Source organism: Candidatus Enterococcus wittei, from assembly GCF_002140175.1.
Classification (GTDB): domain Bacteria; phylum Bacillota; class Bacilli; order Lactobacillales; family Enterococcaceae; genus Enterococcus_B; species Enterococcus_B wittei.
On record NZ_NGMO01000001.1, the window covers coordinates 58,345 to 76,638 of the forward strand.

General features: G+C 37.0%; 17 protein-coding genes. 4 read left to right on the forward strand and 13 right to left on the reverse strand.

Annotated features, from left to right (window positions below):
• Nucleotides 1-56 precede the first annotated feature (56 nt).
• The 3 genes from A5844_RS00180 to A5844_RS00190 are packed head-to-tail and all read left to right on the forward strand — an operon-like array spanning nt 57 to nt 1,935.
• Entirely contained in the window at nt 57-848 is a 792-nt protein-coding gene (locus tag A5844_RS00180; RefSeq protein WP_086283062.1) for a bifunctional hydroxymethylpyrimidine kinase/phosphomethylpyrimidine kinase, read from the forward strand.
• A 3-nt stretch (nt 849-851) separates the two neighbouring features.
• Nucleotides 852-1,343 carry an ECF transporter S component gene (locus tag A5844_RS00185; RefSeq protein WP_086283063.1) on the forward strand — a complete coding sequence of 164 codons (492 nt, stop codon included), beginning with the start codon at nt 852-854 and terminating at the stop codon, nt 1,341-1,343.
• Nucleotides 1,344-1,383: 40 nt separating this feature from the next.
• On the forward strand, nt 1,384-1,935 hold the full coding sequence (locus tag A5844_RS00190; protein WP_086283064.1) for a TIGR01440 family protein: 552 nt from the start codon (nt 1,384-1,386) through the stop codon (nt 1,933-1,935).
• Between the two features lie 506 nt (nt 1,936-2,441).
• On the opposite strand, the gene A5844_RS00195 is transcribed toward A5844_RS00190, so the two are convergent.
• The 13 genes from A5844_RS00195 to A5844_RS00255 form a co-directional block, all read right to left on the reverse strand.
• On the reverse strand, nt 2,442-4,079 hold the full coding sequence (locus A5844_RS00195; RefSeq protein WP_086283065.1) for a glycoside hydrolase family 13 protein: 1,638 nt from the start codon (nt 4,077-4,079) through the stop codon (nt 2,442-2,444).
• Nucleotides 4,080-4,265: 186 nt separating this feature from the next.
• Complete coding sequence (locus tag A5844_RS00200) at nt 4,266-6,497, reverse strand: AAA family ATPase (protein WP_086283066.1); 2,232 nt, start codon at nt 6,495-6,497, stop codon at nt 4,266-4,268.
• A gap of 20 nt (nt 6,498-6,517) precedes the next feature.
• The gene (locus A5844_RS00205; RefSeq protein ID WP_086283067.1) at nt 6,518-6,997 is read right to left on the reverse strand and encodes a DUF6530 family protein; all 480 of its coding nucleotides are present in this window, start codon (nt 6,995-6,997) and stop codon (nt 6,518-6,520) included.
• 501 nt (nt 6,998-7,498) lie between these two features.
• Entirely contained in the window at nt 7,499-8,347 is an 849-nt protein-coding gene (locus tag A5844_RS00210) for a DegV family protein (RefSeq protein ID WP_086283068.1), read from the reverse strand.
• Between the two features lie 211 nt (nt 8,348-8,558).
• Complete coding sequence (locus A5844_RS00215; protein WP_086283069.1) at nt 8,559-10,151, reverse strand: oligosaccharide flippase family protein; 1,593 nt, start codon at nt 10,149-10,151, stop codon at nt 8,559-8,561.
• Between the two features lie 205 nt (nt 10,152-10,356).
• Nucleotides 10,357-10,674 carry an AzlD domain-containing protein gene (locus A5844_RS00220; protein WP_086283070.1) on the reverse strand — a complete coding sequence of 106 codons (318 nt, stop codon included), beginning with the start codon at nt 10,672-10,674 and terminating at the stop codon, nt 10,357-10,359.
• Nucleotides 10,667-11,446: an AzlC family ABC transporter permease gene (locus tag A5844_RS00225; protein ID WP_086283071.1), complete on the reverse strand. Its 780-nt coding sequence runs from the start codon at nt 11,444-11,446 to the stop codon at nt 10,667-10,669. Before A5844_RS00225 ends, A5844_RS00220 begins: the two co-directional genes overlap by 8 nt.
• 339 nt (nt 11,447-11,785) lie before the next feature.
• The gene (locus tag A5844_RS00230; protein WP_086283072.1) at nt 11,786-12,742 is read right to left on the reverse strand and encodes a cation diffusion facilitator family transporter; all 957 of its coding nucleotides are present in this window, start codon (nt 12,740-12,742) and stop codon (nt 11,786-11,788) included.
• Between the two features lie 33 nt (nt 12,743-12,775).
• Nucleotides 12,776-13,171 (reverse strand): DUF4430 domain-containing protein, encoded by a 396-nt coding sequence (locus A5844_RS00235; protein ID WP_086283073.1) that lies wholly within the window; start codon nt 13,169-13,171, stop codon nt 12,776-12,778.
• Nucleotides 13,155-13,670, reverse strand: a complete 516-nt coding sequence (locus A5844_RS00240) for a hypothetical protein (protein ID WP_086283074.1) — start codon at nt 13,668-13,670, stop codon at nt 13,155-13,157. Before A5844_RS00240 ends, A5844_RS00235 begins: the two co-directional genes overlap by 17 nt.
• Nucleotides 13,671-14,012: 342 nt before the next feature.
• Nucleotides 14,013-15,083: a hypothetical protein gene (locus tag A5844_RS00245; RefSeq protein ID WP_086283075.1), complete on the reverse strand. Its 1,071-nt coding sequence runs from the start codon at nt 15,081-15,083 to the stop codon at nt 14,013-14,015.
• Nucleotides 15,080-15,961 carry a viral A-type inclusion protein gene (locus A5844_RS00250; protein WP_086283076.1) on the reverse strand — a complete coding sequence of 294 codons (882 nt, stop codon included), beginning with the start codon at nt 15,959-15,961 and terminating at the stop codon, nt 15,080-15,082. Before A5844_RS00250 ends, A5844_RS00245 begins: the two co-directional genes overlap by 4 nt.
• A gap of 221 nt (nt 15,962-16,182) precedes the next feature.
• Nucleotides 16,183-16,374, reverse strand: a complete 192-nt coding sequence (locus tag A5844_RS00255; protein WP_086283077.1) for a hypothetical protein — start codon at nt 16,372-16,374, stop codon at nt 16,183-16,185.
• Between the two features lie 185 nt (nt 16,375-16,559).
• Here A5844_RS00255 and A5844_RS00260 point away from each other — a divergent pair, with 185 nt between their 5' ends.
• Nucleotides 16,560-18,062, forward strand: coding sequence for a DUF1846 domain-containing protein (locus A5844_RS00260; RefSeq protein ID WP_086283078.1), 1,503 nt, complete (start codon nt 16,560-16,562; stop codon nt 18,060-18,062).
• Nucleotides 18,063-18,294: the final 232 nt, after the last annotated feature.

Genomic DNA, 18,294 nt, shown 5'->3' on the forward strand with positions numbered 1-18,294 from the left:
TGGCTGTTTTTATTTTCTCTGTTAAACGCTATACTGAAGGAAATGGAGGAAAGTCGATGAAAAAAATAATGACGATTGGTGGATCGGACCCTTTCGCTGGCGGTGGGATCCAATCTGATCTAAAAACATTTGAAAATTATCATCTTTTTGGCATGAGTGCTTTGACCTGTGTGGGGATGTTAGATGAAAATGGGCATTTTGTCCTAGAAGATCTGCCAGCAATATGGTTGGAAAGACAACTTCAATCCATACAATCCATGACCCAACTTGACGGAATCAAAATTGGATTGTTACATTCACTGGAAGCCATTGAAGTCGTTCGTGATTTTCTCAAAATGAATACTGGGATACCGATCATACTTGACCCTGTTTTAGCATTCAAAGAAACGAGTACTGCTGCGAATAAAGAATATACAGAAAAAATCATTCTGGAATTATTCCCATTAGTTGATGTAGTCACCCCCAACTTGAAGGAAGCCTCTTTGCTATCAAATGAAGTAGTAACGACTGTCACTCAAATGGAAACCTGTGCGCAAAAAATTTATTCGTTAGGTGCGAAAAACGTTGTGATCAAAGGCGGTGCTGGTATCATGGGGAATGAAGCCTTAGATCTTCTCTATGACGGAGACATCTTTATCAAGTTCAAACGGAAAAAGTTACAAAAGACGACTGTCAATGGCGCTGGTTGCACTTTTTCTTCTGCGATTGCAGCAAATCTTGTCAAAGGCAAGACACTTCCCGAGGCAATAGCTTATAGTAAAGATTACGTCTATGAATGTATCTTAAATGGTGTCATGATGAATAATCAAACAGGGAGTGTTTGGTCCACAGGAAAAGGAGTTGATTAAGAAATGAATACTAGAAGAATAACGATTTATGCGATGTTGACCGCTTTAACAGTAGCAATCTCACTCGTGATTTTGATTCCTATTCCGGGAACGAATGGTTTCATCACACTTTGTGAAGCTGGAATTTATACTACTGCATCCTTATTTGGTCCACTTGGCGGATTGGTTGTTGGTGCATCCAGTGGTTTGTTCATAGATTTATTATCTGGCTATCCTCAATGGGCGTTTTTTTCACTGATCATTCATGGATTACAAGGGCTAGTCGTAGGTTATTTTGCAAATAAAGGTCCGATTCGCTTAGGACTTGGTTTAACTTTTGGAACCATCATTATGATGCTTGGTTATTTCTTTGCCGGTTGGTTCCTGTACGATTGGCCTGCCGGAGTTGCCTCTCTTCCAAGCAATCTGATTCAAAATATTGCAGGTATTCTTTTAGCTGTCCCCTTGACTCGTACATTCATGCGATTTGATCGCTTTAAACAATTTAGGATGTAATCAATTATTCTCAAACACATGTGATAGAAAGGAAATCCATATGGAATTAACAGAAAAACAACTAAATGAACAACTCACTGAAATGGTCTCAGATATTTTAAGTGTAGCAAATCTAAAAGCCGGTGATCTATTTGTACTCGGTTGTAGTACGAGCGAAATCGTTGGCGGAACTATCGGAAAACAATCAAGTGCCATGGTTGGCCAATGGGTGATCAAAACATTGAAAGGAATCCTTGATCCATTGCATATCGCTTTAGCTGTCCAAGGCTGCGAACATTTAAATCGTGCCTTAGTCGTTGAACGTTCCGTGGCCGAGAAGAAAAACTTAGAGATCGTCTCAGTTGTACCAGCACTTCACGCAGGTGGCGCTTGTTCAGTTGCTGCTTTTGAGCAGTTTAGCGATCCTGTCGAAGTCGAACATGTTGTTGCTCAAGCCGGAATCGATATCGGCGACACAGCTATCGGTATGCATATCAAACATGTTCAAGTCCCTGTTCGTCCTCGCTCGAACACTTTGGGAAAAGCTCACGTGACAGCGTTACGCACAAGACCCAAATACATTGGCGGCCCTCGCGCTCAATATCTAGAATAATCACATGAGTACGGCCAATCAAACTATCCATGAGTCAAATACAAACGAAAAATGGTACACCCTCTTCCTATCGTTTTTATTGTTTTTCTATTTGTAGAATATAGAAACAAAAAGTATCATTTCGCCATACAACGATATTATAGATCAGCTAGTACTCCTTTATTTGAATTTCTAGTTTTTAACTAAAAAAAGTGAGAGAAACTGACTGCACTAGTGTTCTATTCATGCTTTTAAATAGATTTGCCATCCATAACTTATTTCATCATTGACTACCTTCTAGTGACATTAATGATAAAGAGAACTTGCATTCGCTGATCTCTTTCTAAGGTTGCATTTGACTAACTAATTATCAGAAGTTCTATGTATCTAAAAAAAACGAATAACCTGAATATAGGTTTTTCCTATTTTTCAGGTTATTCGCTTATTTTTATCTTAGTATACCTTGTTTATACTGTATGCTTCTGTTACCTTCTCTTTTGTATTTCTCTACTCAGCTGCTTTATTACTTATTTTTTCCGATAAATACGTGCTTCATAAGGTGCAAGTGTTCCTTGAATTTCAAAGTGTTGGTCTTTCTGATTCCCCATGAGTAGCTGCCACTTAGTATCGAGCTCTGTCGGTAAAACATAAGAGGCTGGTTCATCTGTCAGATTGACCATAATCAAATAGCGTTCTTCTGTCAGATAGCGTTCATAAATGTATAATTGAGCATGCTCAGGCAGATACTCTTTGAAAGAACCATAGATCAATCCTAGATGTTCACGACGTACTCGAATCATCTCCTTATAAAAATGAAAAATCGAAGAATCATCTTGCTCTTGTTCAACAACATTAATCGTTTTAAAATTAGGGTTAAGAACTAACCATGGTTTATTTGTCGAAAAGCCGGCATAGCTTTCATCCGACCACTGCATCGGTGTTCGACTGTTGTCTCTGGTAGTGTCTGCAACAATATCAAGAGCTATTTCTGGGGTCTTTCCTTCTTTAAGGAGTTCTTGATGCAATCGTTTTGAATCTAAGGCATTGATTTGATCAATGGATTCAAAAGGCATATTTGTCATCCCGATTTCTTGTCCTTGATAAATAAAGGGGGTTCCTTGCAAAAAGAAATACATCATACCGATGGCTTTTGCGGAATCTTGCCAAAATCGCTGGGGATCACCAAAAACAGAAACTAAACGTGGAACATCATGATTTTCCATATATAAAGCATTCCAACCATTCCCATCTAATGCCTCCTGCCATGCACTTAAGGACTTCTTCAAGTTTAAGACGTCTAAATCTCCTTCTTTTTCATGTTTCCAAATCGAAATATGATCAAATTCAAAAATCATATCGAAATACCCATCTTCGCCTACCCATTTAGGACCTTCTTGAGCAGTTACACCACTGGCTTCTCCAACTGTCATAATTGCATATTCATCAAATAGGTCTTTTAATTCTGTTAGATATTCATCGATACCTGATACATTTTGAAAAGGAGAAAAAGGGTTTTCTGTTGCTTTTACCGAGTATTCATCTTTCTTAACGTGCGAGATTGCATCTAGACGAAATCCATCAACCCCTTTATCTAACCACCAGCGGATCATCGTGAAGAGTTCTTCTTTTAATTGATCGTTTTCCCAATTGAGATCAGGTTGTTCCTTGGCGAAGATGTGTAAGTAATACTGCCCCGTTTGTTCATCGTATTCCCAGACCGATCCACCAAAAATCGATTGCCAGTCATTCGGTACTTGATCAGGCGTTCCGTCCACCCAAATATAATAATCTCTATATGGATTATCCGTTGTTTTTCTAGATTCGATAAACCATTCATGTTGATCTGACGTGTGGTTGATCACTAAATCCATGATGATTTTGATTTCCAACTGGTGTGCTTCTTCTAATAAGGCATCAAACTCAGCCATTGACCCAAATTTTGGATGGATGGCTTGATAGTCGCTAATATCGTAACCGTTATCAATAAATGGTGAAAGATAAATTGGATTGATCCAAATAAAATCAATGCCCAAGTTTTTCAGATAAGGTAGTTTTTCACGAATCCCGTTAATATCTCCGACACCATCTCCATTACTATCTTTGAAACTAGCAGGATAGATTTGATAGCCAACGGCTTCTTTCCACCATGTTCTTGTATGCTTCATTGCTTCCCCTCCTTTTTTACATTATAACCTACTCGATTTTCTTCGTGGACTTGTTACCGTTAACGAATTGCAGAGAATAGATTATTCCATAAGATACAAAAATTGTTAAAAAAAGAGAAAAATCTAAGCAACTAAGTGATGAATTTGTTGCTTAGATTTTTCTTTTATTCATAACGACTTATTTTCTTAAAGATATCGAGAAATCAATTGGATCATTTGTTTCGGAAAATCGTTCAGGTCGGTAATATCGATGAAACGATTATCGCCATAAATACCTTTGATTTCCTGCTTGTCTTGGCCGATGGCTGCAGAGACAAATACGATTTCTTGTCGCTCATAATCTGCCAATACCTCTTGAATATCTTTTTTTGCTTTAGCACCGGTATAATCCGGTAAAGCTTTAGGCTGACCATCGCTGATATTGATCAGTAGTTTTGTCGTAGCAGTTTGTTGGCTCAATTTTTCAGCCACTAAACGAATCACAGCTCCATCACGATTATTTTGCCTTGGTTTCATAGTTACAAGTTTGTCATCTAGCCAATGGTAGGTGTCGGTGAATTCCTTGTAGGAAAAAACAGACGTTTTTTCGCGTGCGGAGACATCTGCAGTATCCCCATAGATCATTAAAGGGATATCGACACGTTGAGCAAAAGCAGCCACTGCTATTGCGGCTTTTTTCGCAGCCATCATTCGCTCATCACGAATCATTGAACCTGATTCATCGATCCGGATTGCAACTGCTAAAGATGGTTGTTCGTGCGGAGGATTTTTCTTATCAAAGTAGCGTAGATCGCCATATGCAATGCGAGTGGCATTGAACCGCTGTCCTTCATATTTTCCTTTTTGATATGATACCCCATCTTCATTGTCTAACAAATCTAGAATCTGCCGGCTCAATGATTCGACGACAGGTAAGACTTCTTGACGTATGTCTTTTGCTTCTGGATCGTTGGGGGTGAATTTAGGTCGATGTAGGATCATCCCTTCTTTTTCATGGATCGTTCCTTTCATCAATTGTCGTGCTTCTTTATTTAATTCACGTTTGATTGCTTGATCATAGGCTTCCATATCAGAAGCAGACATTTTATCTGATTTGTCTTCTGTCTCTTCTGCATATTCTTTCTGGTGATGTCCTTCGACTTCCTGACTTCTTTCTTTTTCTGAAACAGGAAAAGTAGTTGAAGTTTCTTCCATTGATGGTTTTGATTCTTCTTCGATTTTTTCTTCAAATGTTCCTTCAGATTGTAAAGAATTGGTTTCTGCAGCTAAAGATTCGATCTGACGATCTTCTGCTTCTTCCTGGCTGATCGTTCTTCCCTTTGTCTGAGATATACGAGCAAGGCGTTTTTGATGAGTTTCATTTCTAAGTAAAGCTTCTAATTCAATCAACAGATTACTTTCAGTCAAAGCCTCCATTAGAATTTGTAACTCATCTGAATCTGTAGTGAGCTTATAGAGTACTTTAGGATAGAGAGATTGAAGAAGATTTTGTCCTTGTTTCATTGTATTAACCCAATAAAAGTAAGAACGCATCCCAGCGACTCCTTTTATCGCATTGGCTTTAGCCGTTTGATCAAGTAGCCTAATGATTTCAGCCATTTTATGCAACAGTTCTGGCTCATTGACTGATGTCTTACTTATCGCCCGTTCAACCATCACGCCTAAATCAGGTAGATCCATTTTCTCTGCATGCTGCATACGATCTCGTAAAGATTCATTTAATGGTCGATTTCCTTGATAGTTGCGATTTGTAGTGATAACGATCACACAGTCTGGATGGCGACGGATGACACCAGTTGGCAGATTCAACAATCCGTTTGGCTCCAATGCTGAATTTAAAGCAACAAGAACAGAGGCATCACGGATCACCGTTGGCTCTTGGATTTCTAGCAAATAGCCTTTTTCAATCGCTCGAACGATTTCTGAAGGATAATAGTTATAATGAAGACTACTTTCTTGGTTTTCTTCAATCCGTTGGACAAGTTGAGCTAATTTCCGTTTAGCTCCTTCTGGGGTAAGTCCATAGTGTTGTTGGATCAATTGTAAGACAGCATCTAATGTTTCTGTCTGATAGATTGCTTCGAATAATTCTTGATCTTCTTCCTGACTGGAATCAACTACAGGAAGTAACGCACCAAATACGTCCGATTTATCCATATCAGCAAAACAAGTGACTTTGGTATATGGTAGTTGGAGATCATGAGATAAAGCTTTCGCTAATTGAGTCTTCCCTGATCCAGCATCCCCTTCAAGCAATACATTACTGATCTTCATTTCTGGATCATGCCAGTTCGCCTTGATTTCTGAAGCAATTCTTTTTTCCTCTATACTCGTACGATGACTATCTGGCTTTTGCCAAATCATTTGTTTTTCGATCGATGTGAAACGCCGATCTTCTGTTAATGAGAAATTTTCCATCATACACGTCCCTTAAAAGTTTAATATCCTAAATCATCTAATAAACGTTTCAGAATCCTAAAACGTTCACCAAGAAGTTCCCCTTCTTTTTGGAGCGCATCATAGTAGCTCAAGATGTTCTCATCGATCTCAGGATTTTTTGTATCGACTTCCACTGTCATACGATTCCCTTGCAAACCGATAATATCAATGAGCGTATTTTCCGGATCGTAAAATTTCTCATAGCGGTACGCATCTTGAAAATAAAGACTGCCTTGTGCGACTAGGATTGCTAGATCTAAGATTCTAGTAATTGGTAACTCTTCAGAATCATTCGACCATCCCTCTTCTGTCTGACGCCAGATTTTCCCAGAAATCTCTGTTTTTTCATCGTCATTTCCTGTAGTAAGACCTAAAGATAGACCTTTCACATCCGTATGCAACGCATTTCTTCCATCTACTAAATCATAGTCTTCAACAACGATCACTGGTTTATGTTTTTGATTTGTTGGTATTTCCATAATAGACACTCCTTTGTTGTGTGACAACAGCGTACTGTCAGATTTCCAAAGTACAGCTGTTAGAACCTGTTTTTAGATTCTAGAAGGTATCCTTGAGTCACAGTTTCCGATATGCGCTAGTATAAAGCAAATAGTTCTTAAATGCAAAAAAGTGAAGCCCAGAAGTATCCTATTTCAAAGAATAAAGTGGATCATGAATAGGTATCCTATTTTCACGATCCACTTTACTTTCGAAAGCTAGCTAATGGCTGATAAGCACTCTTTATTTAATTTTAGTGATCATTCAATTTCATATACCCTTCATTAATTGAAAGCAGAGGTTGCATAACCAGCAACCGTCAATCCGATAAAAATAAGATACTGAAAAACCGAACGTGCTGATTCAAGATACCCGAAAATCAAGTACAACACCATTTTTACACCATTATATCTTGTCTGCCTTTCATTTTTCGTCATCATCTATGTAGGGTTAACGAAAATTTTACTTCTTTCAGTTTCTTTTTACTGAGCAGAGATGGCAATACCGATTGCCTTCTCCCCTAAGTGGCTACCAATAACTGGACCAAAGTGGCCAATCTCGATATCAGCTTCTGGATACTGTTTTTGAAGTTTGGCTTTTTCTTCTTTTGCTACTTCTAAATTATTTGCATGGATCACATACAATTTAACAGGCGGTCTGATCTCATCGTTTCTTTTGCCGATGATCATTTCTGCACGTGCAAAAGCTTTTTTACTTGAACGTATTTTTTCGAATAAAACGATCTTCCCATCCGAGAATGTCAGAATCGGTTTGATTTTTAATAACCCACCGATAAGTGCTGCTCCATTGGTTAATCGCCCGCCACGGACTAAATTATTGAGATCATCAACAATCAAGTAAGCATACGTATTATCTCTGATTCGATCGACATGCGCTAGGATTTCTTCAAGAGAACGTCCAGCATCGTTTAAATCTAATGCTGCTTCTACCATGTGTCCCATGGGCATACTTGTGATCTTGGAATCATAAGGATAGATTGCCATATCTTCTATGTCATCTTTCATCGCAAATAACGTATTGACAAATCCGGAAATCCCAGAAGATAAATGGATGCTTAAGACCGTATCATACCCTTTAGACTTAAGATTTTCATATAACGATAACACCTCTCCCACCGCAGGCTGTGAAGTGGTCGGAAAATCTTTACTATTTTTTAATAAGCCATAATACTCATCTGCTTTGATATCAATGCCCTCATTGTAAATTTTACCATCCAAAATAATCGGGATCGGAATCACGAATAAATCAGGATGATTTTGAATGCGTTCCGGCAAGAAAGCCGTACTATCAGTAACTATTGCAAGTTTCATTTATTTAAGTTCCTCGTTTCAAAGAATTTTAATCGTCCATAATACTATATCATAAGTCAGATTAGATTTGAACCTTTCTCAACAACATGAAGAAGAATAACAACCAAGAAACAAAGAAATCGCCTGGAGCTAAAGAAACCCAGGCGAAGAATAAATAAATAACTATAAATATATAAATGAGTCACGAATCTTTCAAAAGTATTCTCAACATCTATCGTTTAAAATGTTTCACTATTTGCAAAGCATTTCTGCCAAATTGAGCAAAAAGGAAGGAGACACCGCCTACTCCTCCAAGCACGATACAATAAATCATAGCATGCGTTTTCGAGGTCATGGACAGAGATAGATTCAATAAAATAAAGAGAATAAAACAGATACCAAGCATTAACATAGTTGAGCGGAAAGTTTTTAAGAAAAACTCATTGATTTTTGCAAATGGAGAAATCCGATATTCACGACACATATATTGATATCCTTGAACAAAAACAATTCCAAAAGCGAAGGTATTGGATAGACTCATACCATAACCACCAAACAGAGCCAATCCGATCGCTTGGAAGACAATTTTCAAAATGATCGCTTCAGTAGTCAATTTGATAGCCACTAGGTGATGATTCAGCGATTGAAGCATCGTGGATAAAATAGTAAATAAAGAAAAGAACAATGAGGCTAAAAGTGCCATTTGGAAATAGCCGACACTGTCTGGATCATAACCAAAAAATAGTGTATACAAAGGCCCTGCTAGTAAAGACATTCCTGCTAGAGAAGGCAATAAAATCAAGAGCGCAATCGAAAAGCTGTCCCCAACGATTTTTTCAATTTGTTGACGGTCTTTTTTCCCTAATGTACTTAATAAGGGTAAACTGCTGATTGCTACCGTACCTACCATTGAAATCAAGATCAACGTTAATTTATTTGGATTAACCGAGGCACGGCTGAAAAGAAACTCAAGTTGCTGATCAGCAATTTCTGGTCTGAAAAAATGTAAGAAAGGTTTCATCGTTACTTGGTCAATCATCTGAACAATAGTGATCACAGAACCTACATAAATAAAAGGCAATGTTTCTCGAATAATCGATACGGATGCTGAACGATTTTCTTTTTGGAAATAGCGACTAGAAATTCCAAAATCGTTTAATCGGAAATAATCATTTTTTTGACCAACAAAATACATATGGAGAATCGCAGCTAGCCCACCAAAGAAAGATGCTACTGTACTAATTAAGACAGCTTGGACGATCGTTCCATCTGTCAGTACACGTAGATAAAAAGTTCCTCCTAGAATCACTAAGACACGTACAGCTTGTTCAATAATCAATGAAGTACCATAAGGACGCAGATTGTTTTTCCCTTGGAAATAGCCACGCATTGCACTCAATACAGGAATCGCTACTAAGGAAGGACAAAGACTTCGAATCGCTAAAATACCATTGTTTGTATTTGAGATCGGACTGATGCTAGCAAGTGCTGGAGCAAATAAATACATCAAAACAGCAGAAATGATCCCGATGACAAACATGATATTGATGGTGCTACGAAAAATGATCCGACAAGCTTGATCGTCTTCATTTTTGCTTGCAACTGCCACTTTTTTGGCAATAGCATTAGGAAATCCTACAGTACCAAGCATCAAAAACAGTCCATATGGTAAATAGCCGACGTTGTATAATGTGGTCGCTAACATCCCATCTTGATTGTTTCCCATCATACTTAACCAGGGAATTAAATAGATAACACCTAAAACTTTACAGAGCAAATTGGCAAAAGTAAGCCAAAATGTTCCTTGCATTAACTTTTTATTCATTAAATCTTCCTCAACTATCTATATTTAGAATCGACATCTTCCCTATTATAGCAAAAAAACAAATAAGGACAAATCGTTGGTTGTATTCTTTTTAGAAATAAAAAAAGGAGATGACATCGTCACCCCCAACACAAATCATTCAACCTTATTCCCCGAAATTTCTCCACCCTATCTGAAGTCACTATATATCGTTCGTCAATAGTGTTCAAATCATCGATAACAAAAAGACGGAAGTAAGACCAGTTAAAACCGACAAAGCCATTGAACGTGTCTTATACGCTACTCCTATCACCAACAGCATTGCTACGATCTTGATATTCCAAGCGATATCTAGATGTTCATGTGTAATAAAGACATCTTTAAAAGCCAGACTAGCAAATAAAGCGACAGGGATATATTTCATCCATTCACCAAACCACGCTGGGACTTTTCGATGTGTAAAGTACAGCATAGGAAATACCCGAGGAATATAAGCAACTATGAATAAACTAAAGATTAGCAATAGCAGATACATCTTAGTCATGACGTTGGACCTCCTGTTCAGAAAAATGGAATAATGGTTCGCCGACCGCGTCTTCTTGATTTCGACGTTTTTTAGATTTTTCTTTTTTAAATGCTTTTTCTAAACCGAATCCTGCAAGTGAAGCAATGATTGTGGCCGCAATCAAGCCTAGCGTATTTTGAAATAAGACCATTAACAAAACACCTAAAGCGCCAGAAAATAAACCTGTTAATATCAACCAAGCATTTTTCATCTGTGTGACGAACATAAAGATAAACATGGCAGTCAATGCAAAATGGACTAGATCTGCATCTACTCGAATGACAGAACCAAAAAGATTTCCGATCATATTACTCAGTGTCCATGAAGCCATTGAAAACCAATTGACGTATAATGCTTTACGCTTGTTCCATGTCGGATCTGTAGCATATTTCAAATAGTTAACTGCATAGTTTTCATCATTTAAAGATTGTGAAAACACAGCTAAAAAGAATCGTTTTTCTTTCTTCATAAATCCAGAAAGACTCGACCCTAATAAGATATAACGCAATTCCAAAAAAAATACCATTAACAGTGTTGTTGCAAACGGTGCTTGTGTTGCTAACATCGAAGCAACTAAAAATTGCGCGCCACCAGAAAAAACTAATATCGACAACAGTCCAGCTAAAATCGGATTGAATCCCACTTGCTGTAACAACACTCCGCAGGCTAATCCAACAGGAATATAGCTCAGGCAAAGTGGCATAACTGCATGCAAAGACTGTAGCCACGGCGCACGTTTTCTTTCATTCATGAAAAACGTCTCCTTCTATTTACAACAAATAAATAAGCGGCTTTATTGTAACATAAATAAACAAAAATGTAGCCGTTTTAATTAAAAACATAATTATATTTTTCTCATTTTCGTTAGAATTGATAATTACAATAACGAATTTTCTCTATATTTAAGTAAAAATCGGCAAGTTAATATAAGGCAGTAAGTTGAAAAACTATTCTTTCAAATCAATAAAAAGCCTTCCATCAAGCTATTTTTCATATCTGATGGAAAGCTTTACTCACAAATAAGTGAATGCACGGTTTATCTTAAAAATCAGCAGAATAAAACCTATATATAAATCGTGGATCATTTCCCTTATTGTTCTTTTCGATCAATGACTGCTCGTTGATAATGTGGGTCATACTTATCTGTTTCAATATAAATATAAAGTTTCTTATCTTCTAAAGATTCTCGGATCGTCCGCTCGATGTCATTGATGATCATGTGAATCTGATAGTCTTTATTTTCAAATAGGTCCACTTTTGCTGCTACTAAGATTTCCGTTGGCCCAAGGTGAACGGTTTTGATATCGATCAAATGGTTGACTTCTGGTCGCTTAAAAGCCTGTTTGATTTTACTCAAATCAGATGCAGTAACACTTTCTCCGATAATTAAACTATAAAATTCTCTTGCTAAGAAAATCGCAGCTCCCATTAATAAGAAACCAATCAACAATCCACTGACCGCATCGAAAGCTGCAATCCCAGTCATCATTGTTAAGATGGTGCCTACTAATGCAAGTATTAAACCGATAACCGCACACAAGTCTTCAGTAAAAATGACTAAGATTTCACTATGACGACTTTCTCGCAAAAAATGCAACGTGGATAATTTTTCTGTATTCAGTTCATGGATTTCTTTCATGGCGATTCGTAGAGAGCTTCCTTCAATTGCTAGACCAAAGAGTAAGATCATCAGAACGATCCATGGATTACCTACTTCATGAGCAGGATGGAGCAGCTTTTCAAAGGCTTCCATGACACCAAGAGCGCCCCCACCAAAAAACAACATCATAGCGACGATCGTACTGAAAAAATATTTCGCACGACCTTCACCAAATTGATGCAAGTCGCTTTGTCCTCGCCCCGCTCGTTTGTCCCCTATTAAAAGCAAAATCTGATTGCTACAATCTACGATACTATGGATGCTTTCGTTCAACATGGCGGCACTTCCACTTATCGCATAGCCAACGAATTTACTGAGTGCTACTAAAAGGTTAGCACCTAAAGCAGCAAGCACAGAAAACATCCCACTTTTCTTTAAATTCTCCATTCTCTTGCCTTCTTTCGAATGATTTTATCTCAATCAAATCTTCGCTAAATTAAAGACGATTTTTTGATCATCTTTTAAAATGATCTCTTTCGCTCCTACCTTCGCACTTTTCCCATCAACTGAAAACATCCAATACCTTTGAGCTTTTTTATTCTGTTGATGGCCCTCAATGGATGTAATGAAACCTTGATCTTCTTCTACTGAAAAATTTTCTTGAAGGATCGTTAATAAGTTTTGTCCTTTGATGAATGAGACTTCTTTCTCAACTAGCTCTTTTCCATCTTCTTGAAGTGTGATCGTAGCTGTATGTTGGACCTCAGTGCTTATCGTGTGACTTTCTTCTATCGTTTTTTTCTCCATGTTGCTACAACCAGCAAATAATATGATGCTGACTGTTAACAAAATAAGATAATTAATTGTTTTTTTCATTTTTCCCTCCCATATTCTGTTTGAATCGCATGACGACAGGTAAAAATATAATGTAAAATAATAGATTACCAATGCTATGCATCATGTCAAAAGAAATTCCCTGTAAATAATAAATCAATGGTTGAGGAAGACGGTATAAAACGACATCAAAAGTAGTCATGCCTAGCCCGTAAAGAAAACCTGACAAGAAAAAACCAACGGCTAGAAAACCACGTTTTTTCTTTAAGAAAGAATGATTAAAAATAAGTGCAAATAAACTTAATACAAGGACGTAACTTAACCACTGACCAATTACCCACGGACCGATAGCGAAATAAATACTACTTAAAAGCAATGACAAGGTCATCACAATATAAGCATCTCTTAATCCCAATAGTAACACGACCCATAAGAAAATAGCTGTCATCGGCTGAAAATTCGGGATAAACTGAAAAATAATCCTTCCAACAACACAAGCCGCAGATAACAAGCTCAATTGAGCCATCTTTTTTGTTGTCATGCTGGCCTCCTTTCATACGTTGCTTTTATCTTTTTAAAAGGGTTTATTGATATTTCTATAGAAATGTAGCTCCCCCTCATTCCTATTCATAAACAGAACAGAGATGACACATGTATGAATGCATCAACCTCTTGTTCTGATTAAGTAAAATGTTTTGAGTTTGTTCCCTTCCGAAAATAAGCCGAAGACACCGAAAGACTATTTCTGTTTTCGGCATTCTTCGACTTATTTCGGGTTAAAACTGTAGGTCAACTCATTCTTAATTGATTTAGTTGCCCGAATTTAAGGACTTTTCCAAATGGAATAAATGAAAAGCGATCTTCAGTCATTGTTACCAAGCATTTACGCTTTTCGTACCATCAGTGGTACCAAAAATTCATAATTGATAAAGAAATCAATGACGGAACGATGATACTCCCCAGAAGATATCGAAAGATTTGTCTGATTTCCTTCCCTCTTAGAAATAAGCATCGATTGGCCTTTATCAAGTAAGACATTATACGTATTTTCAGTAATTTTTTCCATATCATAACTTTGGTTCTTCATTGTTACAATAAAAATATCATCAAGTACTGACTCCGTCAACTCAAATTGACTCACCAAATCAAGTCGTAATGGTTTTGTATTGTCTAACAACGTTTGTGTAACGGTAAAGCCTAGCGAGCGAGCGTGAGCGAACACTTGATTCAATTTATGATTGAATATCGTGATCTGTCCAGATGAAAATGCCCGTTCTACTGACCAATGACGAATCAGCGCTAACACACGCTCATCATCTACTTCAATGGTCATAGTTTCAGGAGAGATACGAAGCAAATTGATCGCTTCTACCTGATATCTTTGGTTGATTGTCGGTAATACAAAAGAAAAAATCAATTCCTGATGATTATCCAGACTATAGTTGATCGAAAAATGTCTTGTTTCCCATTCATCATAGGAATGAGTTGATAATTTCAAACCAATATCATTGAGTGGTTTTAATAGTTCATAAGCAAAGTACTCAATCAAACTTTTTTTGGCAATTGCTGAAATAGGCGCTTTTTCTAATACGTAATGGTTATAAGCAACTAATAGTTCATTAAAATCTGCTTCAATTAAATATTTGCGTAAACGAAGATCAGCCAGTTCAGCTTCTGCTGTTTCAATCAAGCTGACAATATCTTCATGATCTCTTTCTTTTCCAGAAAGATAAAACTGATTTTCATCTACTATATGCTCTATGTTTTCTTTATAGAATTCAGTTGGATTAGGTACAACTTTTTCTTTCTCATGAATTTTAGTTTCTTCATGGGATGTTTCCGATTCCTCTGAAGAACTTTCTATATCATCAGCTAATTGTTCTTCTAAAGTTTCAGATGAAAAATCTTCTTCTATATTATCTGTTTCTTTGACAAACTCTTCTTGTTTATTCATGCTTCATTCCCTCCCTCTTCCATTGTTCCAGGGTTTTCGCTACCAAGATAAGTCATCAAGAAACGATGGATGGATTGACTGAATCCTTCTGTGTCACCAAAATATCGTTTGATTTGACGTTGTTCTTTTTCAACGATCGCAGCTTTCAGCTGATCTGCTTTTTCTTCTTGCAGCAAAGCTTCTTTTTGTTTTTGGATTTTTTCAGGTTCCTCAATGTAAGGGAGCCATCCAGATTTTTCGTTTTCAAAGACTTGCTTTTGTTTTTCCAAAGCTTGGATCTCTTCATCGATTTTTTTTCGATTTAAAAAGCCTTTGTTATCATCCAATCCACTGATTTGTTTATTGATTTCTTTGATTTTTTCATCCAAGCGCTCAATTTCCGTTTGAGCCGTGATTACTTTTGCTTCTAATTCGTTGATTTGTTTATCAAAATCTCGTTCCTGTTGCGTAGCATAGTTTGCCCATTCTGCATCGATGTTAGGTAATACAAAAATTTCTGGGAGACTGGCATCAATGCCGATTGTTGGTCTTTCATGATAGTAAGACCCGATTTTGTAATAACACATCGTTGGTGAAATGGTTTCTACAAGTTCCATAAAAGGGAATTCTTGTAAAAAATGATCATGAAGTTTACGCATCAATAATTGATCAATTTCATGGTTCTCATTGGAACTTCTTTTTAATTCATCATTCAGACGACCATTATATAATTGATAAATTGCTGGAATATTTTCTTCCCGAACGGCTTCTTCGAATGCTTGAAGATCTTCCAATAGTTGTGAGAGGTTCATACTCGCTTTTTCCTTGATATCGTAAAAAGAAGCGTCTTTCTCTTGTTCATTTTCCGCATACGTTTCTTCTGGCTGTGATTCTTTCATCATACGTACCTCCTTACTACTGTTCTTAGCTTATTTTTATTGATTCCTCATTGCTATGTAACACAATCATATCATTTTCTTGTAGAAAAGTGTTAATTGGATTGCTTTGCATCCTCGAGAAATACTACTTTTTTTAATTTGTTCTCAATTATTTGTGACGATGCATTTATATTATAAAAACAAAAGAGTGAGGTGTTTTTGATTCCCCACTCTTTTCTTTTTTATTTTTTGGGTAAATCTCTCGTCGTGAAATGTATCCGCTGATTTTCATCACGTGTTAAAAGTGTTTCTTCATTTAAATAAGTGAATTTCAATTCGGTTAATTCGTTATTTTCTAGCATTTTCTCATAGCCAGTAAAAATGGAACGAATGTATTTTTTGTACGCATTTTTCTTTTTTTGTCTTTTTTTCATAGGACACCTTCCTTATCAAAGACTATCATACCAATGAATGAAGTTGTAGACAAGCATGTTTCTCAGGATTCTTTATGGTTTTTAAAAATTGTGTTTAGATAAGAGTGTTTCTTGATTTCCTATCTAGTAGTTGACGAAATGCGAAAAAAATGAAAAAATGCTTTAGTACTTAAGGAGGGAACCAAGTGAAAAAAATCGGTTTTGATTCAGAAAAATACATTGAAGAACAGTCCGCATATATCCTTGAACGAGTCAATCACTATGATAAATTGTATTTAGAATTTGGTGGTAAGTTAGTAGATGACAAGCACGCCAAACGAGTTCTGCCTGGATTTGAAGAAGATGCTAAAATCAAACTTCTGCAAAAACTAAAAGATCAAGCAGAGATCCTAATTTGTGTCTATGCTGGTGATATTGAAAGAAATAAGATTCGTGGTGATTATGGAATTACTTACGATATGGATATCTTACGTCTCATTGACGAATTACGCGGTTATGGTCTTTCAATTAATAGCGTAGTAATCACAAGATACAACGGTCAGCCAGCTACAAAAGTATTTATCAATAAATTAGAAAGACGCAATATCAAAGTATATAAACATTCAGAGATTGAAGATTACCCAGTCAATGTAGATAAAATCGTCTCTGAGGATGGCTTTGGAAAAAATGATTATATCGAGACGACAAAACCAATCGTGGTTGTAACTGCCCCTGGACCTGGTAGCGGTAAGTTAGCCACTTGTCTTAACCAACTGTACCATGAGAGCCAAAGAGGGAATGCTGCTGGTTATTCAAAATTCGAAACGTTCCCTGTTTGGAATGTGCCTTTGAAACATCCCTTAAACATTGCTTATGAAGCAGCGACCGTTGATTTAAAAGATTTGAACATGATCGATTCTTTTCATTTTGATGCCTACAATAAAGTTGCAGTCAACTATAATCGAGATGTAGAAACATTCCCAGTAATCAAACGGATCATTGAAAAAATCACAGGTAAAGAATCTGTTTATCAATCTCCAACCGATATGGGGGTCAATCGAGTAGGTTTTGGGATCATTGATGATGAAGTTGTTCAAGAAGCTTCAAAACAAGAAATTATCAGACGTTACTTCCAAACCGCTTGTGACTTTAAAAAAGGATTAACCGATGAAGAAGCCGTGAATCGTATCAAACTAATCATGGAAGAAGTCGGCTTACGTCCCGAAGATCGCAAAGTCGTGCGCCCAGCCCATGAATACGCAAAAGCAACTCAAAGTCCTTCAGCTGATCCAGTCGCAGTCATTGCCATTGAATTACCTGATCAGGTCATTTTAACTGGACGTACAAGTACATTGATGGATGCTTCTGCAGCTGTCATACTAAATGCTATTAAACATTTAGCCCATATTTCTGATGAGATCCCATTACTATCACCACTTGTATTGGAAACGATCCAAGGAATGAAATCAAAGGCACTGCACTCATCGATGGATACGCTAAGTCTTAACGAAGTATTGATTGCATTATCTATTAGTGCCGTTACCAATCCCATTGCACAAGTAGCCTACGAAAAATTAGCAGAACTAGAAGGTGCGCAAGCCCATTCAACCGTCATGGTCAATAAAAACGATGAACAAACCTTAAAACAACTAGGAATCGACATCACAAGTGCAGCCATCTACCCATCAGAAAATTTGTTTTATCAATAAGAGGCCGTGAAAAAACCGTTTAGCTTCAAGTAATAAGGCAAACACTATGAAAATATTTCCTCCTATTTTCATAGCGTCTGCCTTATTATCGTAGAAGCTGGTTTTGAACGCCGTTTTCAAATGTAAGGAGTCTGTAGTTTCTTTAAAATCATTTAATGCTTTAAAATGGTTCCCCTCATTTTTTAGGGTTCTGGCTTATTACCGAAGTGCAGCTTCTTGAACGCCGTTTCTA